This is a genomic window from Enterobacter sp. CC120223-11 (assembly GCF_900215375.1).
GTDB lineage: Bacteria > Pseudomonadota > Gammaproteobacteria > Enterobacterales > Enterobacteriaceae > Scandinavium.
On record NZ_OBEF01000002.1, the window covers coordinates 102439 to 127681 of the forward strand.

The 25243-nt window shown below is 46.9% G+C and carries 14 protein-coding genes and 2 pseudogenes; 9 read left to right on the forward strand and 7 right to left on the reverse strand.

Annotated elements, in window-relative coordinates; genetic code table 11:
* Positions 1-270: 270 nt before the first annotated feature.
* Positions 271-1382, reverse strand: a protein-coding gene (locus tag CRO87_RS02730) for an IS3 family transposase (RefSeq protein WP_097161392.1) whose coding sequence is annotated in 2 segments (ribosomal slippage) — positions 271-1121 and positions 1121-1382 — 1113 coding nt in all. Because the reading frame shifts where the segments join, the coding sequence is not laid out codon by codon here.
* 687 nt (positions 1383-2069) lie between these two features.
* On the opposite strand from CRO87_RS02730, the gene CRO87_RS02735 reads away from it, so the two are divergent.
* Complete coding sequence (locus CRO87_RS02735) at positions 2070-2795, forward strand: YiiX/YebB-like N1pC/P60 family cysteine hydrolase (RefSeq protein WP_097161393.1); 726 nt, start codon at positions 2070-2072, stop codon at positions 2793-2795.
* Positions 2796-3005: 210 nt separating this feature from the next.
* Here CRO87_RS02735 and CRO87_RS02740 read toward each other — a convergent pair whose 3' ends face one another.
* From CRO87_RS02740 to CRO87_RS02760, 4 genes are all read right to left on the reverse strand, one after another.
* Positions 3006-3662, reverse strand: coding sequence for a hypothetical protein (locus CRO87_RS02740; RefSeq protein WP_097161394.1), 657 nt, complete (start codon positions 3660-3662; stop codon positions 3006-3008).
* A gap of 250 nt (positions 3663-3912) precedes the next feature.
* Positions 3913-5604, reverse strand: coding sequence for a DUF3987 domain-containing protein (locus CRO87_RS02745; protein WP_097161395.1), 1692 nt, complete (start codon positions 5602-5604; stop codon positions 3913-3915).
* Between the two features lie 464 nt (positions 5605-6068).
* Positions 6069-6509 (reverse strand): hypothetical protein, encoded by a 441-nt coding sequence (locus CRO87_RS02755; RefSeq protein ID WP_097161397.1) that lies wholly within the window; start codon positions 6507-6509, stop codon positions 6069-6071.
* A 125-nt stretch (positions 6510-6634) separates the two neighbouring features.
* Positions 6635-8008 (reverse strand): integrase family protein, encoded by a 1374-nt coding sequence (locus CRO87_RS02760; RefSeq protein WP_097161398.1) that lies wholly within the window; start codon positions 8006-8008, stop codon positions 6635-6637.
* Positions 8009-9261: 1253 nt separating this feature from the next.
* Between CRO87_RS02760 and CRO87_RS02770 the strand changes: the two genes are divergently transcribed.
* On the forward strand, positions 9262-11985 hold the full coding sequence (locus tag CRO87_RS02770; protein WP_097161399.1) for an autotransporter outer membrane beta-barrel domain-containing protein: 2724 nt from the start codon (positions 9262-9264) through the stop codon (positions 11983-11985).
* 155 nt (positions 11986-12140) lie between these two features.
* On the opposite strand, the pseudogene CRO87_RS02775 reads toward CRO87_RS02770, so the two are convergent.
* Positions 12141-12317 (reverse strand): annotated as a pseudogene (locus tag CRO87_RS02775) (Tn3 family transposase); the annotation flags it as partial.
* A gap of 339 nt (positions 12318-12656) precedes the next feature.
* On the opposite strand from CRO87_RS02775, the gene CRO87_RS02780 reads away from it, so the two are divergent.
* The 3 genes and pseudogenes from CRO87_RS02780 to CRO87_RS02790 all read left to right on the forward strand — a co-directional run bounded on the left by CRO87_RS02780 (position 12657) and on the right by CRO87_RS02790 (position 16034).
* The gene (locus CRO87_RS02780) at positions 12657-14210 is read left to right on the forward strand and encodes a peptide MFS transporter (protein ID WP_097161401.1); all 1554 of its coding nucleotides are present in this window, start codon (positions 12657-12659) and stop codon (positions 14208-14210) included.
* A gap of 442 nt (positions 14211-14652) precedes the next feature.
* Entirely contained in the window at positions 14653-15276 is a 624-nt protein-coding gene (locus CRO87_RS02785) for a hypothetical protein (protein ID WP_097161402.1), read from the forward strand.
* 184 nt (positions 15277-15460) lie between these two features.
* Positions 15461-16034 (forward strand): annotated as a pseudogene (locus tag CRO87_RS02790) (transposase).
* 288 nt (positions 16035-16322) lie between these two features.
* Here the strand turns inward: CRO87_RS02790 and CRO87_RS02795 are convergent.
* Positions 16323-19331: an autotransporter outer membrane beta-barrel domain-containing protein gene (locus tag CRO87_RS02795; protein ID WP_097161403.1), complete on the reverse strand. Its 3009-nt coding sequence runs from the start codon at positions 19329-19331 to the stop codon at positions 16323-16325.
* 446 nt (positions 19332-19777) lie between these two features.
* On the opposite strand from CRO87_RS02795, the gene CRO87_RS02800 reads away from it, so the two are divergent.
* Genes CRO87_RS02800 through CRO87_RS02815 form a run of 4 tightly spaced genes read left to right on the forward strand, consistent with a single transcriptional unit; the run spans position 19778 to position 25202 of the window.
* On the forward strand, positions 19778-20434 hold the full coding sequence (locus CRO87_RS02800) for a LuxR C-terminal-related transcriptional regulator (RefSeq protein ID WP_097161404.1): 657 nt from the start codon (positions 19778-19780) through the stop codon (positions 20432-20434).
* Between the two features lie 4 nt (positions 20435-20438).
* Positions 20439-21770 (forward strand): TolC family outer membrane protein, encoded by a 1332-nt coding sequence (locus CRO87_RS02805; RefSeq protein WP_097161405.1) that lies wholly within the window; start codon positions 20439-20441, stop codon positions 21768-21770.
* Positions 21771-21788: 18 nt separating this feature from the next.
* On the forward strand, positions 21789-23048 hold the full coding sequence (locus tag CRO87_RS02810; protein WP_097161406.1) for an HlyD family secretion protein: 1260 nt from the start codon (positions 21789-21791) through the stop codon (positions 23046-23048).
* Positions 23049-23072: 24 nt separating this feature from the next.
* Positions 23073-25202: a peptidase domain-containing ABC transporter gene (locus CRO87_RS02815; protein WP_097161407.1), complete on the forward strand. Its 2130-nt coding sequence runs from the start codon at positions 23073-23075 to the stop codon at positions 25200-25202.
* Positions 25203-25243: the final 41 nt, after the last annotated feature.

Sequence of the window (25243 nt, forward strand, 5' to 3'; positions counted from 1 at the left end):
GCGATTTAAGCTATGTGAGTCTCCCGAATAGCCACTTTCAGAGAAAGAGGATCATCGATGATCTTTTTTTTGAGTAGATTAGCCATCTGGATAGCTGAGTGTGTGTGAGACTTATTGTCGCTATGTGGATGTATTTTGTTTCATTTTGTGTTGTTAGCAGGCTTGCTATATTTGATGTGATAGTGGTGTTTTTGCGTATGATAAGGGGCTGGAGGAGGGCTTAATCACGATTTTTGTGTATCAATCAGACATCCTGTAAGTACACCGGTTTTAGTTCCATGCACTTTTTGAGATTTCCGGGTTTTCAGCCATCAGCCGGTATTCTTCCGGCGTCAGGTTGTTCAGGGATTCATGAGGCCGCTCGTGGTTATATTCCATCAGCCAACGCTCTGTAATTTCCCGTGCTTCATTCAGTGTTCTGAACAAGTAAAAATCCAGGATTTCTGTCCGGTATGTCCGGTTGAACCGTTCGATAAAAGCATTTTGTGTTGGCTTACCCGGCTTAATAAATTCGAGCTGCACCCCATGTTCTTCGGCCCATTGTGCCAGCGCCAGTGAGACCAGTTCTGGCCCGTTGTCCATCCGCATCTTCAGCGGGTAGCCGCGGTTTACCACGATCCTTTCCAGCACCCGGACTACTCGCTGAGCCGGGATATTAAGGTCGATTTCTATCGCCAGTGCTTCACGGTTAAAATCATCCACCACATTGAAGGTCCGGAAGCGTCTGCCGCAGACCAGCGCATCGTGCATAAAATCGATGGACCAGCTCTGGTTCAACGCTTGCGGTGTCGCCAGTGGTGCTGGATTACGCACTGGCAGACGCTGCTTTCCCTTACGACGAAAATTCAGTTTCAGCAGACAGTAAATCCGGTGCACGCGCTTGTGATTCCAGGCGTGACCCTGCCTGCGGCTTACCTGAAAAAGCTTCTTAAAACCGTAGCGCGGATAGCGTTCTGCCAGCTCAGTCAGCGCATGGATCACCGGTTCATCACGCCGGGTATCGGGCTGATAAAAATACACCGTCCTGCTCAGCGATAACGTCCTGCAGGCCTGGCGTAAACTCATGGCAAATTGCGCGGTCAGATAGCTGACGAGTTCACGCTTTATCGCTGGTTTTAAAGCTTTTTTTCGATGACGTCTTTAAGTGCCCGGCACTCAAGGCTCAGATCAGCAAACATCTGTTTGAGGCGTCGATTTTCATCCTCGAGGTCTTTCATCTTCTTGATATCAGACGCTTCCATACCGCCAAACTTCGCTTTCCAGTTGTAATAGCTGGCTTCAGAAATACCGGATTCGCGACAGACATCCTTGACGGTACGTCCGGCTTCGACGGACTTCAGAACGGCAATGATCTGGTGTTCGGTGAATCGGGCTTTACGCATGACGATCTCCTCAGAGGACATAATCAGTATGTCGGAAGATCTCTAAAAGTGAATGGTTCGGTTTACCGGGGTACTTACAATCCCATCACAGTTCCGGCGGCAATGAACCGCAATTTCCCGTGGTGGCGTTGTTGTGTAGTGGGAGGTTAAGCCCACTGGTATCACTAACTGAGATCACAATCCTGTGAGGCGAAATAGCTTTGAACTATGACGCCTTAGCTCGATTTAGCCTGTTGTTTATCGATGGTAAGTTTCGTCCAGCCGAACCGCAGCGATCTGTCAACTGAACAAGCTGGTGAGTACAATCAATCTTACCAGCAGCTTTCCCCGAGCAGGTTTTGCGCTCTGAAGGGGGATAGTGGTGCGATCGGATAAGGGAGCCGGTGCGTAATTGCATCTAACTTGACTACCCATTTTGCATTTTACTTGGCGACCGTTTGCAAGTTACTTTACGATTGCCAACAAAATCCCATCACTCAGGTTTGAGGGTGTATGGATGTACTTTCGTACGGCATCTATGTGCCAATAGCAGACGCGATTAACGTATAGCCTGCACCTAAGAGGGGTTGAAGACTGGGTTACTGATACCAGCGTTTGTTGTTGCCGTTTTGACTGTAGTTGAGATATTCTTCTAAAGAAGCCGATGTTATTAAAGTTTATTACATAAAATATTTAAAGGTAGATGGGATGATTGGAGATATTTTTCTAGTTCGCGGTGGTAGCAAATTTTCAACTGCAATAGTTAACGCTCAAAAAATATTATACCCAAAGGCTAAGTCAAGCCATATCGAATTCTATTTAGGTGATGGTTCTATTATTCATTCAACTGGAGATAATGGAGTGCACTTGTCTTTTTTGCTTGATGAACTAAAAGATATAAAAGATGAGTGGAAAGTTATAAGGTTACGAGGGCTTACAGAGCAAGATACAGAAAACCTTGCTAAGGCTGCTATTTTTTTTCTTCGTCAAGAATATAATGTAAAGTACATGATGGAAAGTGTTGATAATAAATCTTTCTGCTCAGAGCTGATTGCTAAAATATACATGAAAGCTAATGTGACAATTTTTGACGGAAAAGACCCTGGTAAGATTGCTCCAGCTCATTTTGACAAGGAGGCTGATTTGTTAACTCTATGGGAGGATGTAACAAGTGAATATCATCAAATTATCAAGGATATAAAAGAAAGAGAGTTTGAGTATCGTTTTCTGCACAAAACGATCCAAGGTGCTTTAGCCAAAAGACACATATTAAGTCATGCTCGTCAAAATTTAAGCGAGGTAGCAGCCATAATATCTGAAGAGACTGGAGACGAAGGCGTCTCAAAATTATTTGATAAAGCGAAGAGGGAATTAAGTCAATCAAGAACTCTTGATTTCTGGGATGAAAATGACACATTACCGTATAAGAAATAATACAAATAACTGTAATGGTGATTTATAGATAAATACACCAAACTCATGTCTATGATGAGATTTACATAGCCAGCCTAGTTTGAAAGTGATATAGCATGCCAGTTCATAACTATCACGAGCATTTTTATGGAGATATGTAGGTCAGAACCGCTGCAAAAAAATTAGTACGAAAAAAATTGTAGCTTGTTTAAAATATTGGCTTCTGTAGCATCAACTTTGTGAGTTCGAGCTCTGTACATCAAGCATGATCTTTTCAAGATAACATTTTTGAAAAGTGCGAATCGCATTTTCAAAGTAATCTTTAATAAGAATTTCTCCCATTCCGAATAGAATAGGATTTTCATCAATAAATTCTGAAGCTTTCAACCATGCTTCGGTTCTTATTTTATGACGCTGATTCATAATCTCTTCTGAATCCTGGCTAGGCGGGTTCTTTATGCCATTCATTACATAAAGCAACTCTTCGATTTTTCCGCTGTCGGAAAGGCCTGTCGCGTCCATGACACCATTTGCATAAAGATACTCTGTATCATCTGAATCGTAATCAGATGACGCATATCTTTTATGCCATCCAATGTCAGCAATGACACCAGCGCATAATACTGCTGTACGGCTCAGTAAATGATCGTAAATATCAACAGCTTGTGCTAGCTGGCTCTTCGGTGAAGGATAAACAATTGCCTGTCCATACGGTTTGTGGTTTGCTAGCATCCCGATATTTATTTCGCCAGTATCGAATCCCACATGACGACTCATTAACCAATGGCCTAACTCATGATGAATTATCCGCCTGACTGTATCTGCAAAATTTAAATTCTTAATAATCACATTACCTCCTAAACTATCAATTATAGCAAATATCAACATGAATCGCCACAAATTCGGGGCTCGGGCATCATTACGAGTTAAATTTCTGCTCCTCGCTCAAAACTGCCCGTCAACTAAGTAAGATACTTGCCTGCATTTTTTGTTGGAGATGTCCAAGTAAAATGCACACAGGTAGTCAAGTGAATGCAAATACCCATCCGGTAAGTTTACCGCAAAAAAAACGCCACGGCAGCGTTTTGTCGCTCATGGCGTTTGTATCGTCACATCAACGAATCAGGACGTTAACTGCTTAATAGCGGGCTTTGATATCAGATACGTCAATGTAGGGCCCGGTGCTTTCAGTGTTGTTCGGCCCTTTTACAATTTCTTCCCAATTTCGGTTAACAGCTGTGTATTTTCCGACTGGGTTGAAGTCCTTTGCAGGCCATGTAACGTAGGTTGTGCGGTCAAAAGGGTAAACGGCTAAGACGATTTCTCCCTGGCTAATTAGCTGTTTTAAAAGCCGATGCAAGATTTCAGGCTCGCGAGCAAAGCGGAGCCCGCGTTTAATCTCCTGTAGTGGAAAAGGTTCAAAGTTGTGTTCCCGGATCCACTCATACAGTTTACGGGCACGCTCGATAAACAAACTCTTTTCCTTACTCTCATCAGAAAGTGGATAATAGATATTGAATGCGTGGCCGAGAAGGAATTCCATCAACTGAAATGCTCGTTGCAGCTCGTCGATGTTGATATCACTGGTATCTCCATCCGGAAAGAACTTCTGACTGGTAGCAATTCGCACTGCAATTTCAGGTGCTTTTAATGCTATGTCAGCGATGCAAAAAAAACGGCCCCCAGGTTTTGTCTCGGCCTCCACTTCCTTCCACTTTGCAGTGTAATGCTGCTTAGCTTCTTCGGTCAGATGAACAGTGATCTTAGGTGATTTATCGTGCCCAATAATACGATCTCCCTGTTTACGCAGTAATGAGGTGAACCTTTGATAATAATCCTCCAGTGTGGTGGAGGGATATTCTTTTGGAGTGACAGCATCAGCTGCTTCAGCAGCATCTTTGCTTTCATTATGAGCATAATAAATGAAGCGAGACATCAGGCCACTTGCCCTTACTGCACCATTTTTCTTTTCCAACAGTTGCCAAAAAAGCCCCCGTTGGATCATTATCAGTGCACTCATGCTTGGCTTAATGACATAAGTTTTTTTACCGATGCGCCGACTATAGGTCTCACCACTTGCTGATTTATTCAGCAGTGGGATGAGTTTGAAGGACATATTGACAAGCTCTGCACCTTCCGTTGTTTCAAAGAAACCTTCGGGATATTCATTAAGCCCAATAACAGCCCCGTCCAGATCAAAGTTTTCGTACAGAAGAGGCGGCATTATTGGCTCAGCGGGTTTGTTCTTTATATGATCAACATACTCTGCTTCAGCTTTTGTCCGAACCTCCGGATCATTGGAGTTCCTTCTTTTGTCCTTGTCAAAATCTCTTTTTTTCACTTTCCAGAGTTCAATTTCAGCATCTTTATCATGCTTCATTTTTTCAAATATAGCAGAAAGTTCATCGATATATTCTCTGAATGGGCGCAGGAGTATTTTGTTAAGATGCGATTTACCTGCTCCCGAGCTCGCAATATACATCGAGTGAACCGAAACTGGTGTTGGTTCAGGCATTTTCGGTAATTTCACCTGAATAAAAGGTTGTGCTGCAAATGCCATAGCAGAAATCATAACGCATGCTGTTGCGCTATAATCAAAGCCATGCTCATACTTAAGCTGATAGCAGACATTTTGTGCATGTCCGCATAATGCCTCTAAAGGGAACCCTCCCGCGAAAAAATCTTGCTCATCAGGCTTAGGCATTGTTTTTGCAGATTTGAAAAGCTGTTGAAGGCCAGTCTCCCCCCAGGCTACGGGTATGGTCTCATCTTCCTCTGTATATTCATACACATATTCAAATTCATCTCCATGGTCAACGATATGTTGCATGCCCGCTCCTTATTCTCTATTTATTTTAGTTGTGTAGGCGCAGGTATACTGCGCCTGGCTGTTGAACTATCAAAATTCGTGCGTTAGATTTGCGAAATATGCGCTAATATCTTTTATGCGCCACTTGTTCTTCCTCCTAATTTTGAATGGGCGGGGGAAATTCTGGGGTAATGTGTCATAGCAAACCCATTTAAGCAGAGTCTGGTTTTTCACTCCGAGCATTGAAGCAACTTCGGTTGTGCCAATAACACCCTGATCATCGATTACACGTTTTACATTGACAGAATTATTCTGGTATCTGGTCTTCGCTGGGCGAAGAATAGCGTCACGCAAAGCTTTATCGTGCAATAAGCGCATGAGACGTTCTTCTGTACTGATGCCCATTTGGTTTATGGTTTCAGCAAGAGCAGCCAGGTGTAGGTCTGCGACAGAGTGATGTGTTTGGGGGAGGGGGTACTGTTTCACTATGCGTCCTCCAGGGAGAGGCGATTAGCAAATTCAGCATAAAAAGAGAATGTGGATTTTAATTCAGTGCGGGGGAATACAGAAGGGGCTGGTTCGGGGTCACCGCCATCGGCATTGCTAGAATTAGACGCAGCAGATTTTGAAGCGGATTTGCTGCGATGCGAACGTGCAGAACGGCGAGTCAGACACTTTGTTCTGATCATAGTTAATGCTTTAACCCGGTACTGCCTTGCACGTTTGATTTTAGTTAAAAACACCTTCAGAGAAGCCATGGCTCTATCACAGAGCTTTTCAAACGAAGACGTAGCCTCGACATTCGCGTGCAAATCCTGCGAATACGTAGCCGGTTCAATCATGCTTTCATGGCTGAGGGGGCTCCGCTCTTCCAGCGAAAATTCCACCAATTCTTCCATTTCTTCAAACGGAATTGTTACAGACATATTCCTCTCCTGCTTAGTTATAGGTTCACGTCATAGTACGAAGATGTTTCAGGCTTTTGTCAATACAAAAAATGCGATTAATATTTGGGTAAAGATAAATCAACACTAATCAACACCACTTCAGTTTAACTATCGGCCTGCTCTAGAATCCAGGCCTCAATTTTTTCATGCCATTTTCTCAGCAGGTCCAGCGGGCGGCGGCGATAGTGCTTCTCAGCAAGAGCGCTGGGCTTGTGCCCCATGATTTGTGCCACAATTCCGGTTGGTACTTCAACCCACTCGGCAAGCGTACCAAAACTACGGCGCAGCCCATGTACGCTAATGTGCGGTAATTCAGCCTGCGCTAAAGCCCGATTGTGTGCTGAACGAGGTTCAATAATTTTGCCGCTTTTGCTATGACTTCTGAAAATCCAATTCTCCTTATTAACGTCAGAATTTGGGGCTGCTGACAGCGCGTTTAATAGGCTGGAAACATAGGGCGTGAGAGGGATGATGCGTTCTCCTTCGATTTTGTCTTTAATTCGCATGCTTGCCCATTTGAAATCGACGTCTGACCAGCGAAGTGACGCAATTTCTTCACGTCGGGCACCGGTAAGTAAAAGCACCTGAAGGTACGCGGACGCAATAGGGCTACTAAGGCTGCGCACGGCTCTAAACCAGCTTTTGAGTTGTTCTTTTTGCAAGCAATCATCGGCTTTGCTCGCAGACACTGGCACCATTTTTCTTACGTTGTAATCTTGTGCAAGATCGCCAGAAATAATTCCCTGATATTTTTTCTGATAATTACTCCATTTGATGAATGCCCGCAGCAGGCGATAAGCATGAGCTGTGACAGTCGGTCTATTTTGTCTTTCTGTACTCAGCCATGCCGAAATATAGTCTGGCGTTAGATCCGATAGCGGTAGATCAAGTAAACAGGCTAATGGTCCAGCTGAGGTCGAACCCTGGCCTCTTTTTTTACTTTCCCCTCCACGGCTGGACAAGTTGATATGATCTGCAATGTATCGAGTAGAATATGGACGCTTGGTTTTTGCACTGATACCGGTTCGCAATTCCTGAAGATAGTCTTCCCAGGCGACGGAGAAAGTCACTTTTGTTTTACGCGATTCTGCCTGCTTGGATTCTGCTTCTGCGATTTTTACAGCCTTGGCAATTCGTGGATCTATCCCGGTATCGATCAACGTTTGTAACCGTCTTGCCTCACTCCTTGCTTCATCAATCTTCCAGTCATTAATGTTGCCAATGGTCATGCGAAGGGTTTTTCCCGCATATACGCTTTGGAATACGAAGGCTTTTGCTCCGCTAGTTGCTCGGCATGCGAGAGTTGTAACATCTGCATCCCAAAGGAAGGTTTGGTTTTTCCCTTCCGGTAGGGTAAACCTGCGAATTCGTTCGAAGGTGAGTTTTTGTCTTGAAAGCGCCATAGTCTGGTTCCAGTTGAGGATTTCTGCCTCACAGTAATGTAATGGCTGGTGTAAGTAAATTGCGGGAATAAACATCAACACCTGTCAATTTCAATCAATAGGTGTTTTATGGTAATTGTTTGTTTTATAATGATAAAGATGAAGTTTTGAGTGACTATTCAAACAGTTGGAAGTATATTAACGTCGCATTCGTAATGCGAAGGTCGTAGGTTCGACTCCTATTATCGGCACCATCTTTCTCGTAAAATCATTAAGTTACTATTGCAGTGTTTTGCTTTGTTCAACGCTAATGTGCAGTTTTGCGCGTTGCAGTGTGGCAAAATTGTGGCGTGAGTTGATGTTATTCAAAATGGTTTCTGATTCAGAATGCCTTCGAATGATTTAATAAGTCATAGTCTGTCAACTGAGTGAATTCTAAGCAGCCGCAGAATTTTGGGTCAGGGTCAACTGAAGTTAAACACTTCAACTCCCTCTGTGCCTGATAAGAAAAGGTTGCTTTGCTATCTTTGCGAGATCTTTGATAATTAAAGAATTAATTTATGCACATCACTGCTCACCAAAAAATCACTTAAACTTGAAAGTCCGATATTTTCGAGGGATTTTGAACGCATCCTGTATATCATTAAGTAACTCATTGATACAAACACAATCAATATAGTCGTTTAATTTAATTGCTCTATATTACAATCAAAATCACCGAACTCCCTTTTTAAAAGGGAGCTATTTTAAAATTTAAACCTATTCAGCGTACTCGGAGACTGGCCTGGAGATAAGTCATCTCCAGCGAGGTTTGTATAAAACATCAGCAATAAATGATTTCTGTTCACCAGGTACAGGTTAACTCCCTCTTGATGTGAATCTCACACCTAAGCGTCATAGAGAGCTTACAGACACTGTGGCAGTACAAATACGGTGCAACATAAACAATGCAAATGCAATTAATCCGGAACATGCAAAAGCATTATATGATTTCACGGAATGAATTTTATGAGAAAAAATCCTAACATTCTATGCACCTCAGGATTAATATTTTTGCTTACTCCCACAATAAATCGCTCTCAAACCATCACCTAACCACTTGAAATTTATTAAATAAATTCAGAGGCAAGTATTAACTATTGTTGCATCACCTGATGGAAGTGGAAATGAATAATCCCAAATACAATCATGTGACTTACGTTTTTTTGACTAAAAAGATATTATTCATTCAATAAATAGCACCAGGAACATGGATTTCATAATTTTTGGAACTACACCTCATGTCAAAGGAAAAATAAAAAGTAGCTTTTTTAATTCCTTTATCCCGTCATTCGCACAGGAGTGCAACAATGAAAAAAAATGGAAGGCGAGAATTACCTTCGCCATTAAAGTATACATTCCTTGCCACAGGTATAGCCTTAGCGCTGAATACGATTTCGCTCCCGGCTTTTGCAGCGAGCGTTAACTGTTTGCCAACATCAGAAAAAAGTTTGAGTTGTACTGGCACTGGCTCCCACGGATTAACGGGAGATGATCTTGATACGTTATTGAATGTGTATAAAGAAGTCAATTTTGATGTTACCGGAAGCGAGTTCCGATTGGATGGTCAGGCATTATTTATTGACAATAAGAATTACGTTTTCACTTCAGAATCCATCAATATCAAAACGTCAGATACACCATGGCTGTGGAATGGGGATTACTATTATGCTAGCCCTAATGGCATTACTTTACAAACAGACAGCACAGTTACCTTTACAGGTAAATTATCGATAGAAACGCAGGGCACTACAGGCGCAGGTATCTATTTAATGGGTGGGGATGGCAGTACCGTAACTGTTGGTGATGACCTTACCATTAATACTCATGGAGGCGTTGGCGTCGGTGTCGAATTAGCTACCAGCGAGAAAACACAGCAATTAATCATAGGTAAAAATGCAATTATTCGTACTCAAGGTAATGGCGATGATTTTGACTTTCGGCCAACGGGGTATGGAGTGTTTTCCGGTAATCCAGCTATTATGAATGATAATTCATGGTATGACCCCTCTCGAATATTCGGCACCACTTTGGTTACCCTCGATCATAATGCACAGGTTGAAACAAGCGGTGACAACGCCCATGCACTATTTGCTAACCGCACAGGACTGATTCAGGCTGGCGATATCAGCATAAATACATCTGGTAAGGGTGCAGCAGGACTGATGGCTGAAGATGGTCTGGCAGGATATATCACAATTTTTGCACTGTTGCCGCCGGATGTCGATCCCGATGCCGTTCATACTTTCAACGGCGGGCAAATTTATCTTACCCGAGACGTGATTATTAACGTCAGCGGTGAAAATAGTTATGCCATACATGCCAGCGGCAACCAGGCACTTATCACATCCGGTTTCATCGATGGTACAAGATCTTCTGGGGTATATCATATTAACGGTGATATGCGCGCCGATCGCAATGGTATCGTTGATTTACGAATGATGGAGGGATCCCATTTTGTTGGTGCTGCAAATGCCGCACAACGTAACGAAGACGGCACCCTGAGTACCACTGACAATGGTGCCATTCATCTGGATATTGCTGGCAGTCAAAGCCAATGGGTGATGACCGATGATAGCGTTATCACTACGTTTAAACTCGATGGCTCTCAACTGACCTATGCGAAACCGGCAGCTGCAACCACTTTTAACCCGAAAAACCTGACGGTCACCGGCAATTATAAAAGTCTTGAAGGCGTCCTCACGCTCAATTCGGTGTTGGCTGGTGATGATTCTCTGACGGACCAGATGCACGTGCTCGGCGATGTCGAACCTGGAACCACCCTTGTCGGTATTAATAACATCGGTGGTAAAGGCGCTCTGACGGATAAAGGTATCGAGATAATTACCGTGGGTGGTCAGTCTTATGGCTCATTTGTTAAAGCCGGACGTATTGTTGCCGGAGCTTATGACTATGATGTCGTGCGTAAAGGTCAAGACTGGTATCTGACCAGTTCGATCTCAACTCCAGTAGAGCCTGAGCCAGAGCCTAAACCCGACCCTAAGCCAGAGCCTAAACCAGAGCCTAAACCAGAGCCGGGACCTCAGACGCCAATGGTGCGCCCTGAGCCAGGCGCTTACCTCGCCAATCACGCAGCAGCAAACAACTTATTTGTTATGGGGCTGCACGACAGACTCGGCGAAACGCAGTATACCGATGCGCTGACCGGTGAAAAGAAAGTGACGAGTTTGTGGCTGAGACAGGTGGGAGGGCATAACGTATTCCACAGTGCTGGACAGCTCACCACACAAAGTAACCGTTACATTGCCCAGCTTGGTAGCGATGTTGCCGAATGGTCATCAGACGGGAAAGATCGCTGGCATCTTGGCGTGATGGGGGGGTATGCAAATAATCAGAGTAATACCCGTTCCCGCTGGAGTGATTACAAAGCTGACGGGACCGTGAGCGGCTACAATGTGGGGGTATATGGCACCTGGTATGCCGACAACGAAAATAAAGAAGGGCTGTACACCGACAGCTGGCTCATTTACAGCTGGTTTGATAACCACGTCAGTGGTAACCAGCTCACTGCCGAAAGCTATAAGTCCCGGGGAGTGACAGCCTCCATTGAGTCCGGATGGACCAAAGAGATGGGCACCTTCGATGGAAGCCTGGGAACGCTGAACACATGGTATGTCCAGCCAAAGGCACAGGCCATCTGGATGGGGGTACGCAGTGATTCACACCGCGAGCAGAACGGAACGAATGTGGGCTTTGGCGGAGACGGAAATATTCAGACCCGGCTGGGGATGAGGGCTTATATCAATAGCCATCACAAGATGGATGAAGGAAAACGCCGTGAGTTTGAGCCTTTTATTGAAATGAACTGGCTGCATAATACACGGACCTTCTCGGTCACTCTGGATGACAGAACCATTACCCAGGAAGGCAACCGGAACATCGGTGAGATCAAAACAGGTGTGGAGGCGAAAATCGGCGACAGACTCAATATGTGGGGGAATGTTGCAGTGCAGATGGGAGGAAGTGGTTACCACGATGCCTCAGCCATGTACGGATTAAAGTATTATTTTTAATCCATCTCATCGAATAGCTCCCGTGATACCCCCGTCCTTTAGGGCGGGAGGTCTGAGGGAGCTAACCAGCCTAACTTTGAAAAACGACTTAGCGTACGATAATTTCCGTTTCCTCAAACTGACACCAGTCATTGGATATCGAAAATTATTGTACGTTAAGGTTGTTTTTTTGACCTTTCTACTTTAGCTGACTTCAGAATACGAAACTTACCGGAAGCCGGTATCCGATTGCTTTTCCTTATATAATCGCCTGTCAGATTGATGTGTTCCCAGCCTAACGGTGACAAATGCGACAGCAGTTGCTCGTTGATCTTCACCCCTTTACGCTTCAAGTCATTCCCATCCATTCAACTGCACCAGAAAGCAAATTACACCCAAGGCAAATCAGCCTGACAAATCCATTTATTGCTGTTTAAAGGGCTAAAGCTGTTTGTGGCCTGTAGCTAAGTCAATGATTATCTTTCTCATTCAAACTAAAAATCTGTAAAAGTAGACATTTGTCGACTTTTAGCCTTAAAGTGCCCGGTCTGGCACTAGACAAAACCAGTTCATGGTTATCAAATAGTTAAAAGAATTTTTGCTGAGGGTAAATGACCGACTAAATTTTACATAAAGGTCGGCGTACATCTCAGCGTTTGCAAACACCGTGACATACCTTTTTGGGAGTATTTATGCAGTCCTCAACGCATCACAATGAAAGCCGGACGTTCTTCGGCCATCCCTATCCGCTTGGCTCGCTGTTCTTCACCGAAATGTGGGAACGTTTTTCCTTCTATGGCATTCGCCCACTGCTGATCCTGTTTATGGCGGCGACGGTTTATGACGGCGGAATGGGGCTGGCGCGTGAAAATGCCTCGGCTATCGTCGGGATTTTTGCCGGAGCCATGTATCTGGCTGCACTGCCGGGCGGGTGGCTGGCGGATAACTGGCTTGGCCAGCAAAGAGCGGTCTGGTACGGTTCGATTCTGATTGCGCTCGGTCATCTGTCGATCGCGTTGTCTGCCTTTATGGGCAATAGCCTGTTCTTTATTGGCCTGATGTTTATCGTCCTCGGTTCGGGCCTGTTCAAAACCTGTATTTCAGTGATGGTGGGGACACTTTATAAGAAGGGAGATGCGCGTCGTGACGGCGGTTTTTCCCTTTTCTATATGGGCATTAACATCGGCTCGTTTATTGCCCCGCTGATCTCAGGCTGGCTGATTAAAACCCACGGCTGGCATTGGGGCTTTGGTATCGGTGGCATCGGAATGCTGGTAGCACTGATTATCTTCCGTGTGTTTGCGGTGCCATCAATGAAGCGTTACGACCGTGAAGTGGGCCTGGATTCTACCTGGAATAACCCGGTGGCGAAGAAAAAGGGCGTTGGAGGCTGGCTGCTGGCGATAGCCGCGGGCGTGGCGGTAATTGTTACGCTGGTAGCGCAAGGCATTATCATTATCAACCCTGTGGCGGTTGCCAGCACGCTGGTATACGTCATTGCGGCCTCAGTGGCGCTCTACTTCATCTATCTTTTCGTCTTCGCGGGCCTGAACCGCAAAGAGCGTGCACGTCTGCTGGTATGTTTCATCCTGCTGGTCTCAGCCGCATTCTTCTGGTCGGCGTTTGAGCAAAAACCAACCTCGTTTAACCTGTTTGCGAACGACTACACCAACCGCATGATCGGTGATTTTGAAATTCCTGCAGTGTGGTTCCAGTCGGTCAATGCGCTGTTCATTATTATTCTCGCCCCTGTGTTCAGCTGGCTGTGGCCAATGCTCGCGCGCAATAACGTGCGTCCGGGTAGCATCACCAAGTTCGTGATCGGTATTTTGTTTGCGGCCGCAGGTTTCGGCCTAATGATGCTGGCAGCGAAAGATGTTCTTGGTAACGGTGGCGCAGGTGTTTCACCGATGTGGCTGGTAGGGAGCATCCTGATGCTGACTCTCGGCGAGCTTTGCCTGAGCCCGATCGGCCTGGCAACGATGACCCTGCTGGCTCCGGAAAGAATGCGTGGCCAGATGATGGGCCTGTGGTTCTGCGCCAGCGCCCTGGGTAACCTGGCTGCTGGCCTGATTGGTGGCCATGTTAAAGCCGATCAACTCGACATGCTACCGGATCTTTTTGCCCGCTGTTCCCTGGCGCTGCTGATCTGCGCCGCAGTGCTGATTATCCTGATCGTCCCTGTGCGCAGAATGCTGGCTAACGCCCAGATTAAGACCGAAGCGAAACCGAACACCATCGTTTAATTCCCGCCGTAATAGAAGCAGACAGGCCCATCCCGGGTCTGTCTTATTCGCCTCCATCCCCACTTCATTATTCTGCTGCGGTGAGTCGCCTGATTATTAATTTCTTCATTTATTATTATTGTTTTTTATCGAATTAATAAAGATAAAAAATAATTTCCGTAACTGTGTTGGATGTAATTAATTGATGCCTTAAGACTGATGTAAAGATGATTGAGTTTGTAAAAAAACCTTAAAAATCATGGCGATAAAGTCATGTTGATGCGAATTAAGAAAACTTAATGTGCCTTTAAATTATTGGAGATTAATTCACTCTGCCATTTTAGGGATTCATCCTACTCTGTGTCGGCTATCAGGGTGTTTTTCATGGATAAGCAATAAGCAAATGGATTATTAGTACAAAGGATATTCTGAATAAGTAAAAACCATGCAAGGAATATGCAACATGACAACAATACAAAAAAAATTAAATATAGCACTGATAGACTCTTGTTCATATACGCAACAAGGGTTCTCACAGATAATATCTCATACGCATGGCAAAGGGGTGAGTGTTAATACATTTGGTTTTGCAACTCTCAGCGAGTTGAATGAAAGTGAAGTTAACTTTGACATCATTATCTACGACCCTATGCAAAATAGTAATATTATCGTTGATATTAATCGAGACGTCACTCGCATTAAGCAATGGCAACCACAATCCAGAGTTTTTATTTTTTCAACTGCAGTTGGAATTATTAAGCAGCCTTTGGTGGACGGGATGTTCAGCAAACAAACGGCATTAAATGACTTATCATCATTGTGGGAGATGATTATTAATAAAGCCGCTAATCGAGAGGGTTATTTGATGGTGAATGTAACCATTGCGCATACCCCATCATTGAATCTCAGTAACAGTGAATTGTCTGTGTTACGGGGTTATTATGCAAACCTGAGAACTAAACAGATTGCCAGTTGCATGGGGTGTGACGTTAAAAGAGTATATTACTACAAGAAAACCGCCATCGACAAAATTGAAGCAATGGCGAATTCTCCATTTTATAATAGCGCACGTCGATTTTTAAACTAAACGGCAGCTATTACCTCTGCTGCTACAATATAAAATGGGCGTAATAGGCTGTGTCCCTTAGTATTTGTCCGTTGATAAAAACGTTGGAAGCGACCAGTTTCATAATCGCCAGCGCTTTGCTTAATAAATCGAACTTTTGCTGAGTTGAAAGATCACTCATCCTCCTGACAACACAGACCGTTTCGTGGCAAAGCAAAAGTTCAAAATCCCCCACTGTCGAATCTACAACAAAATCCTCATCAATCGTGGCACCCTCATTTTCTGGCTTGACGATGAGTCTATTCAGGCCTGGTACAAGTCAGCAACGCCCACATCCTGGAGAAGACCTCAGCATTATTCTGAAGACCTTGCCACAACAACTCTTCTGGCGATTAAACGCGTATTCCGGCTGATCCATCGGAAAATCAGGTCAGCCGCGGCAGGCAGCGTATATGACACTCGCCTCTGTCATGATGAAATGCGGCGTAAGATAATCAGCGCACTACCCCGCCCCGAAAAGGAGCCGGTTACTGGCCCGGTGAATACGCAGGCCCTATCGTGAAGCTGCTAATCAGCGTCTGAGCGAGAGCAGTTCGCGATGGAAATGGACAACAGATTACAACCGTCGCTCGATAGCGGAAACGGCGATATACAGCGTGAAACAGCTGCCCGGAGGTTTACTGACGCTGCATAATTATGATGGGGAGGTTGAGGAGGCTATGACCATGGTGCGTGTGCCGAACAAAATGATGAGGGCAGGTATGCCAGAAAGCGTGTGAATTGCCTGAAAACCCGGTCAGTTACAGAGTCGCTCGTCCTGAGTCTGATTCATTCAACAAAGCCCAACTGATTCAGGAGCGTAATCAGGCTCGCAGGTGAAAATTATGAAGTGATGAGCATGAACAGGAAAGAAACAGATTCTGAATGCATAAAGCAATCTCTATATTTTAACTGTCATTGCCCGATTTATATGGGCATCCTGAGTAAATTAATGATTAAGTCAAATACAGGGCCAGAAAATATGATGATGTTTCTGACCCTGTTCTGTTTGAAGATTGTGTCAGGTTTTAGAAATTATAGCGGCCACCAAACAGTACGCTGGTATCGCTAAAGTCTTTGTCGCCGACCAGCACGGTTACGTTGCCCCAAAGGTTGAAGTCGTTATGGACTTTGCCTTCGACGCCCGCCTTAAACTCCGCCATATTTTCGGTGCCAGCAACGGTGTTCGAAACATCATCCATCTTCACTTTGTAGTCATTCGTGTTATGAACCCAGTTTGCCTCTACAAACGGCTGGAACTCACGGCCGGTATTATCGTCAATGGCGTTATGTCCTTTAAGCGAGGCGCGGACCCCTACGCGGGACATAAGGTTGCCGGACATTTGTTCGGAGATCTGAGTGCCATTGGATTCCCGATGGCTGTTGGCATTGACGTCCATCCAGATTAGCTGGAACTTAGGCTGAAGCCAGCTGCTCAGGCGCATGCTTTCTGTCATTGGCATCTTGTATCCCCCTTCGAGAGAAGCCGTGAAGCCCTGGGAGTGATAATCTTCTGAAGGGAGCTCCTGACCGTCGATCTGGTTGTTAAACCAGTTGTAGAGTACCCAGCTGTCCAGATAGGTGCCGTTTTTTTCCTTCTCTGACGCAAACCAGGTGGCATATAAACCTGCGCTGTAGCCGTCCACTTTACCGTCCGCACGATAGCCGGTTATTTTCGAGTGGCTGTTGCTTTGCGCATTGCCGTAGCCGACCATCGGGCCAATGTGCCAGCGATCCTGACCGTTGCTGCTCCAGTCAACAAAATCCTGACCTAGCTGAACCACGTACCGGTTAATTCGTGTTTTCAGCTGATTGCTGCCGTCATTGAATCGCGTATGGCCGCCGACCTGACGCAGCCAGAAGCCATTGGCGCTATCGCTGTCCGCGTTGCGTGGGGAAAAGCCAGTCTCGCCCATTCGATCGTAGAGGTTGGTGTTAAACAGGGTGTTACCCGCCATCTTGTTCGCCAGCAGGGCACCTGACTCAGGGCGATACACCGGGGTAATACGTGAATTGCCATTACCCGAGTTTGAACCGTCATTTTCTCCTGGTAGAGGCACAACGGTGGGAACCTGGCTTGTCAGATACCAGTTTTCGCTTTTTTTCACCAGGCTGTAGTCATAGATCCCGGCGACGATACGCCCGGTGCTGGTAAAGGTGCCATGGGAAGTGCCTCCGACTTTGACAACTTCGATGCCTTCTACCGTTTGCGCCCCCTGGCCCCCAATGTTGTTGATGGTAACCTGCGTATCACCTGCCTGAACGTCGCCTTCAACAATGAGCTTATCGGTGGCGGAAGTGTCATCGCCAAGCGCAGTATTCATGAGCAGATGGCCACCATTACTCAGATAGTCCCCTTTGATTGTCAGCGTCTTCAACGAGGCCGTTTTCAATGATGCATTCTCAGGGGGGGCGAAGGTGATGGTCCCATCGTTGGTCAGTGCGCCGACATCTGAACTCGCCGTCATCTGCCACTGGCTGGTGTTATCCAAAGTTAGTTCGCTGATGTTCTGGCTAAAGCCCTTCAGCGAGGAGTTCAGGCTCAGGTAGACGCGGGAAGCATTAGCATCGCTGTCTGAGATAAGCGAACCGTTTAGCACGCTGTTGTCGCTGGCTTTGAGGGTTACATTGCTCAGAATGGGGCTGGCTGGATTGCTTTGATTACTCAGGGCGTTCAGTACTTCTCCCGAATCACTCTCAAGCGCGGTTTTCGTTAACGCCACGTTCAGCAGGGCACCATCAGAAGTGATGACCGCACCTTGCTGGGCCAGCACGTGCGCCGTATTGAGTGAGATATTATTTGGCTGCGATGAGATATTGCCCGTCGCATAAATCGCTCCACCTTTCCCGGCGGTAGTGATTTCGGCTTTGCTCAGCGTCACGTTACTGTTGGTGGTGGCGATGGCCCAGGCATTATCGCCCGAAGTGGTAATTTTTACGTTATCACCATTAATGCTGGACTCGGGGTAAGCCAGTAATGCCGCGCTGCCCTGGCCTTTTGTCGTCACGCTGGAATCTGTGAGGGTAATCTCGCCACCTCGGGCCGAAAATACACCAATGGCCCAGTCGCCGGCAGTGGTGATAGTAAGTTGATCGCCCTGGATGTTTCGTTCGCCGTATAGCCCATGGGCCTCGCTGCCGCTGGTTTCCAGAAGGCTATGATTCAACGTTGCCATACCATTTTGCGCATTTACGGCGAAGGCGCCGTCGCCAAAGGTAGTAAAGGTGGCATCTTTGGCTGTGAGGGAAGAGTCTTCGGAGGCAATCCAGACTGCATCCCCAAAATCGCCGGTTGTCTGGAGGTGGCCGCCGTTGATGCTCACTTTTGCTCCAGTGTTGGCATTGATCGCGTAGGTGTAAGTCCCTGCGCTGCTGACAACGGTGTTATTCAGCTCAACATCACCGTTCATAATGCGAATCCCGTCCGCGTTTTCTGCCGAAAGAGTACTGTCTGTGATGACCGCGCTGCTTCTGTCTGCAAGATTGCCTGACTTCAGGCTGAGGGCGATAGCATTGTCCGAAGCAATAATTTGGGTGTTTTGCGCCGTTAGCTGGCTGCGGGAGCCCAGCATGATGCCGCCATCAGCTGAACCTGAGACGTTGACGGTGGTTCCCTGCAGATCGAGCAGTGAACTGTTGTTGCCAACAATTCCCCAGGAGACCTTTCCTGTCGCATTGATACTTCCCTGAGAAGCGTGCAATGTGCCGCCATCAATATTTACGGTATCCGCCACGGAGCCGCTGCTGGTCAGCGTTGCTTTCGATAAATTCAGTTCGCCGCCGTTTTCTATGACGGCCACGCCAGTGGCGTTATTGCTGCTGGTAAACATTAATCCCTCGGCACCCGTTTCAATCTTGCTCAAGACGCCAGAGGTGTAAAGCGGGTAATCACCCGGTCCACTGGAGGTATAACTGTTTGTAATGTTGAGAATGCCGCCATCAGTAGACTGATATGCGAGGGCGGAAAGCGCCGGGATGGAAAGCAGGCACAAGCCTGTAGCCAACTGGTAGTAAGCAACACTGCCATGTCGTGACATGATATTTTCCTTAATAATGTGAATAGTGAAATTGTGTAATAACAAGCGGAAGTATCAGCCGCGAAATAATAATGTGTTGGTTGTTTAAAGTTATCTTGATTGCTGTGCTTAAAGCTGTTTTGTCTTTGGGTGATTATACATGGGGTATTTGAATGTTGAGAAGTTAGGATTTTTTTAAATTCTGATCTGGTGATGTGTGAAAAATCTTATTATTTACCTTTTATCATTCATTAATTGGGTAAAATCCTAAATGAATCGTGTTGAAATGACTTTTTGGATAATCTACTATTTTCTTAAGCGATAAGTTCCCTAGTGTGCCACCAATGTCGCCTTTTAGCATTTAATAAAATGGTAAATAACCTATTGCAGATCACTTGAATAGCGTTGCTGTTCGTGATTTTCAATAGAATAAATTCATAAATATATATTATAAAGATGGACTGCTTATGAGAAAAGGAACGGACCATTTAAAGGTCGCTGTTTTTTATGATTTTTCTGTTTTTCAACAGGTTATCAGTCACCACCTGGAAAAAGAAATTCAACTCTGCCGTATTGAAATTCTGTTCATTCGAACAATGGAAACGTTGTTATCCGCCCTGGCAGAAGGTCGGGTTGATGTGTTGTTCACCGAGTTTGATTTTTTGTCTAACAACAAATCGTGGGCTTCAAATGCTAAGAAACTCAATCGATTATGTATCGAAAATGACGTGAAAAGAGTCATGCTCGTCACCAATCAGCACCCCTATTTGCTGCGACATATTATTGATATGAAGTTCGAGGCGACGCTGAGTTTAAGCGAAGGGACGAGTGGCTTTCGTAAGGTCATCGAAGTTATCCAGCAGCCAGAAAACATTCCTTTTGTTTCTGATTTACTCACCCGGAATATGGTTGATGGTGACGATCGCGAATTCCCTCTGTCACCGAAAGAGTGGGAGGTGTTGTACCTGGTGGCACAGGGATACTCCATCTCTGACATTGCTAAGCGAAAAAGCAGGGCCGTCAGTACGGTTGCAACACAAAAACAGAATGCGATGAGAAAACTTAATCTTTCCAGCAACAGTGAATTGATTAAGTACATGTACGTCAGTGGGATGATGGAATAATAAGATGGATTGTAAAAATGTAATTACCCTGCCGCTGCTGATAGCTATTGCATTTATGGCGCATAAGGCGTCGGCGCTGACGTTACAGCAGGCCATACTGGCTGCAGACAGCTACGATTCAGGTATTCGCGCCGCGCGTGAATTAAATGATGCGGAAAAACAAAAACGCCTGCAGGGCTTTTCTGGTTTGCTGCCCCAAATCAGTCTGAATGGAGGATATTCAAAACAGGATCAGCCTAACGCCCCCTACGCCGCAGGTATTACCCGACATAACTATAGCGTAAACCTGACCCAGCCCATTTTCGATGTCGCCAAATTCGCCACCTGGCGGCGGGCAGAAGCGATGGCCGATCTTGGCGAAGTGAACTTTATGCTTTCTCAGCAGCAGCTGATTAATGATGTCAGCGAAGCCTGGTTTTCTGTCGCCTATACCGCCCTGGTGCTGAAAAATGCCGAGCGGGTAAAAACCGCCTTCAGCCAGCAATTGCGCCAGACGGAGCGTGGGCTGCAGCTTGGGGAGCAGACGCGTCTGGACGTCGATGAAGCCCAGGCCAACTATGATACTGCGGTTGCCGACGCGATTGCTGCAGAAAGCGACGTCAATGACACCCGGATTCGTTTTCTGAAGCTTACGGGCCTGCCAGGAACGATGGTGCCGCTGAATGTGCTGGAGTGCGTCACGCCACAGACGCTCCCGGAGTTAGAGAAGATAAAAGTGAAAACCAGTAGCCGGAACCTGAATGTTCAGGCCGCGATGATGACCCTGAAGCAAAGCGATGCAGACGTCGTGGCCAGTGCAGGTAATCATCTGCCGGTGGTGACCTTTCAGGCCTCCTATGGCAGCAACTGGAGCCGTGGCGAAGACGAAAATGCCCTTGATTCAATCTTTGGTACGACCTCCAAAACTCGCGATACCAATATTGGCGTGAATGTCTCGATCCCGCTTTTTGCTGGTGGCAGCCATATTTCACAAAGTATTGAAGCCGCGCACCGTAAAGAGCAGTCGAGGGCGCTGTTGTTGGATGCACGGCGTAAAGCGCTGGAGGAAGCTGAAAGCGCCTGGTTTGGTCTGAAGTCAGGCGAAGCCAAAATTCGTGCTTACCAGCGGGCAACCGTGTCCGCACAAAAGCGGATGGCTTCGACACAGTATGGTCGTGATATCGGCATGAGGACGGTGCTTGATGCGCTGAATGCAGAGAGTGACTACTTCAAATCGTTAAAAGATATCGCCAAAGCCCAGTACGACTACATCACCGCCAATATCCAGCTCGCTACCGCAACCGGGGAGCTCGATTACGCCTGGCTGAATACATTTAACTGCCCCTCACAACGCTGAGAATTATGGAACTTTTTTATGCCCAATTCATTATTTCGCAAGGAAGCCCTGGAGGCGAATAAAACCAAATCCATCGGCAGCGTGGCGCTCTATTGCCCGCCATACCGCTGGGTCATCATTAGCCTCACGGGAATTGTCACGCTCGCCACCATTTTGCTGTGTATTTTTGGCAGCTATACCAAACGAGAAACCATGACTGGAGCGCTGATCCCGGAAGACGGGGTGATGGATATTGTCGCCGTCACTACTGGGACCGTAGTTGATTTACCGATCCGTGAAGGGGACTCGGTAAAAAAAGGTGCGGCGCTGGCCACGGTGTCATCTGAGATTGCCACTAAATATGGTCAGACTAGGGAAAGCATCGCCGGGCAACTGTCGTTGCAAAATGATGCGCTCAATCAGGAAAGAAAGAACCTCGACACGCTCTCGGCAGAGACGCGCCGTGGGTATGAAAATCAGCGGCGGCTGCTGGAGCAGCAGCTGAAAAAGCTGAACGATATCTACGCCAGCCGCGTGCAGCAAACCCGGCTCGCGGATGCACAGCTAAAGAAGATGCAGATGATGCGTGATGAAGGCTATGTCTCCAACAAGCAGGTGGAAGAACAGGAGACACAGCGGCTGGAGGCTGAATCGCGTGCACAGGATGTTGCCCGACAGCAAATCGACCTGCAACAGCAGCTAACCCGCACTTTGCAACAGCTGCGCGAACAGCCGATCAACGACCTGAATCAGGCAAACGACATCGAGCGGCGTCTCTCGGAGCTGAAGCAAACGATGATGGAGAACGAGTCCCGCCGCTCGGTGGTGCTGAATGCGCCGCAGAATGCGACGGTGGCCTCAGTGCTGATCAAGCGTGGGCAGATGGTTAACGCCGGGCAAACTCTGGCCTCTTTACTGCCCGAAAATGCCACCCTGCAGGCCCGCATGATGGTCAGCAGCAGAGCGATTGGTTTTATCGTTCCCGGTCAGCGCGTCGTTTTACGTTACCAGGCTTATCCCTGGCAGAAGTTTGGCCAGCAGTACGGGGTAGTGTCAGAAGTGTCTCGCGTGTCGCTTTCTCCGCAGGAAGTTTCAGTCATCACCGGCAACTCTCAGGTACAAGAGCAGCACTATGTGGTGAAGGTCCGGCTGGATAACCAGTTTATTCACGCCTACGGACAGAAGGTCAAACTTCAGCCCGGTAGCGGGCTGGAAGCGGACTTCCTGATTGATAAACGGCGGCTTTATGAGTGGGTACTTGAGCCGCTCTACGCTCTTGGCCGCAGCAGTTCGACCTGAATCGCATAACAACAAGGTTACAAAATGAATTTACTCGAAAAATTAAATTTTTCCTGGGGGAAAAGGCTGCCCGTTATTCAGCAAACCCAGGCTTCCGAATGCGGCCTGACTTGCGTCGGGATGATTGCCAACTATTACGGCCACAAGATCGACATGATAACGCTGCGCCGGCGCTTTTCTACGTCGCTTAAGGGGGCCACGCTTTCCGATATCATGCAGGTTTCGCAGCATCTGGGTATGTCTGCCCGTGCACTGCGTCTGGAGATGGACGAATTGCAGAAACTCAAACTGCCCTGCGTGCTGCACTGGGATATGAACCACTTTGTAGTGTTGAAAGAGGTCGGTAAAAAGAAGATTGTTATCCACGATCCAAGCCGTGGTCGCCGTGAAGTGATGCTTGATGAAGTGTCTAACTCCTTCACCGGGATTGCGCTGGAACTGTTGCCCAACGCCAGCTTTGTCAAAAAAGAAGAGAAAGAAACGCTTTCGATGCTGAAGCTTATCGGTAACGTAAGCGGTATTCGTTCGGCGTTTGTGCAGGTGATGATCCTCTCCATAGGGCTTGAAGTATTTGGCTTACTGACGCCGTTTTACAGCCAGTGGGTGATGGACCAGGTGCTGGTGTCTGCTGATTACGATCTGATGACGCTGTTGGGATGTGCATTTATCGTGGTTGTCGTGCTGCAAAATGTGTTGTCAGCCATCCGTTCCTGGGTAACAACCTGGTTTTCCAGCATGCTCAGCGTGCAGTGGTCCGCTAACGTCTGCGCACACCTGCTGGGGCTGCCGATGTCCTGGTTTGAGGAGCGCCACGTTGGGGACATTATTTCGCGCTTCGGTTCGATCTCGACCATCCAGAGTACGCTGACCAGCCGGTTTATTTCCTCGATCCTTGACGGCGTGATGGCTATCGTGACGCTGTTTGTACTCTTTACCTACAACGTCAGGCTGACGTTTGTGGTGCTGGGCCTGGTGCTGGTTTATATCCTTATCCGCTGGATCTCGTTCCGGCCTTTTCGACAGGCTAGTGAAGAGCAGCTGATTGCCTCCTCACGTGCGCAATCGCAGCTGTTGGAGTCAATTCGTGGCGCACAGGCCGTGAAGCTCAATAATAAGCAGGAGATGCGCGTGTCAGCCTATGCCAATGAACTGGTGGAGGCGACCAACAAAGGTATTCATATTCAGCGACTGTCGATAGGCTTCAGCACCCTGCAGGGGCTGATCTCCGGGATTGGCCGCATCGTGCTGGTGTGGATGGCGGCCTTGCAGGTACTGGAAGGAAACTTTTCTGCGGGGATGTTGATTGCCTTCACCAGTTTTGCCGATCAGTTTACCGGGCGGGCAACGGGGTTAGTTAACGCTGTGATTGAGTTCTGGATGCTGCGTTTGCACGGTGAACGTTTGGCGGATATTGTCCTGACGGACAAAGAAGGCGACATGGATAATGTGGTTGCTTTACCAGCAGGCGAGACGGCGCTACCGATTGAGGTGAAAGATATTTCCTTCCGTTATGCGACCACCGAGCCATGGGTCTTTGAGCGCTGTTCGTTGAGCCTGCACGCAGGAGAATCGGTGGCGATCATTGGCCCGTCTGGACAAGGTAAGTCGACACTGGTGAAGCTGCTATTGGGGCTGCTGAAACCTGAAGAGGGCAGCATTGAGGTTGCCGGGCAGGATATTCGCAAGCTCGGTATGAACTGGTATCGCGAACACGTTGGCAGCGTTATGCAGGATGATATCCTGTTTGCGGGTTCAATTATGGATAACATCAGCTTCTTTGATACCCATTATTCGATTGAGCGCGTTGAGCAGGCGGCAAAGCTTGCGCAGATCCACGAGGATATCATGACCATGCCGATGGGCTATAACAGCCTGGTGGGAGATATGGGATCGTCACTATCGGGTGGGCAGATGCAGCGTGTGCTGTTAGCTCGTGCGCTGTATCGTCAGCCACGGATATTAATTCTCGACGAAGCCACCAGCCATCTTGATATTACCCGAGAAAAAGGAATTAACGATGCTATCCGCTGCATGGATATAACCAGGATTATAATTGCTCATCGTCCTGAGACAATTCGCAGTGCGGATAGAATAATCTTATTGAATAAAAATGGTGTCACTGAAATTCCGCAGAGTGCACTACTAAAAGAGTGAATGGATTTTATTCTATTGTGAGTAAAAGTATATTTTTATAA

What these genes read in the sequence shown, in the direction of transcription:
- CRO87_RS02735 (WP_097161393.1), top strand. Translation starts at nt 2,070, where the DNA reads ATGATTGGAGATATTTTTCTAGTTCGCGGTGGTAGCAAATTTTCAACT.
- CRO87_RS02755 (WP_097161397.1), bottom strand. Translation starts at nt 6,509, where the DNA reads ATGTCTGTAACAATTCCGTTTGAAGAAATGGAAGAATTGGTGGAATTT.
- CRO87_RS02800 (WP_097161404.1), top strand. Translation starts at nt 19,778, where the DNA reads ATGAGAAAAGGAACGGACCATTTAAAGGTCGCTGTTTTTTATGATTTT.
- CRO87_RS02785 (WP_097161402.1), top strand. Translation starts at nt 14,653, where the DNA reads ATGACAACAATACAAAAAAAATTAAATATAGCACTGATAGACTCTTGT.
- CRO87_RS02740 (WP_097161394.1), bottom strand. Translation starts at nt 3,662, where the DNA reads ATGTTGATATTTGCTATAATTGATAGTTTAGGAGGTAATGTGATTATT.
- CRO87_RS02805 (WP_097161405.1), top strand. Translation starts at nt 20,439, where the DNA reads ATGGATTGTAAAAATGTAATTACCCTGCCGCTGCTGATAGCTATTGCA.
- CRO87_RS02770 (WP_097161399.1), top strand. Translation starts at nt 9,262, where the DNA reads ATGAAAAAAAATGGAAGGCGAGAATTACCTTCGCCATTAAAGTATACA.
- CRO87_RS02780 (WP_097161401.1), top strand. Translation starts at nt 12,657, where the DNA reads ATGCAGTCCTCAACGCATCACAATGAAAGCCGGACGTTCTTCGGCCAT.
- CRO87_RS02745 (WP_097161395.1), bottom strand. Translation starts at nt 5,604, where the DNA reads ATGCAACATATCGTTGACCATGGAGATGAATTTGAATATGTGTATGAA.
- CRO87_RS02815 (WP_097161407.1), top strand. Translation starts at nt 23,073, where the DNA reads ATGAATTTACTCGAAAAATTAAATTTTTCCTGGGGGAAAAGGCTGCCC.
- CRO87_RS02810 (WP_097161406.1), top strand. Translation starts at nt 21,789, where the DNA reads ATGCCCAATTCATTATTTCGCAAGGAAGCCCTGGAGGCGAATAAAACC.
- CRO87_RS02760 (WP_097161398.1), bottom strand. Translation starts at nt 8,008, where the DNA reads ATGTTTATTCCCGCAATTTACTTACACCAGCCATTACATTACTGTGAG.
- CRO87_RS02795 (WP_097161403.1), bottom strand. Translation starts at nt 19,331, where the DNA reads ATGTCACGACATGGCAGTGTTGCTTACTACCAGTTGGCTACAGGCTTG.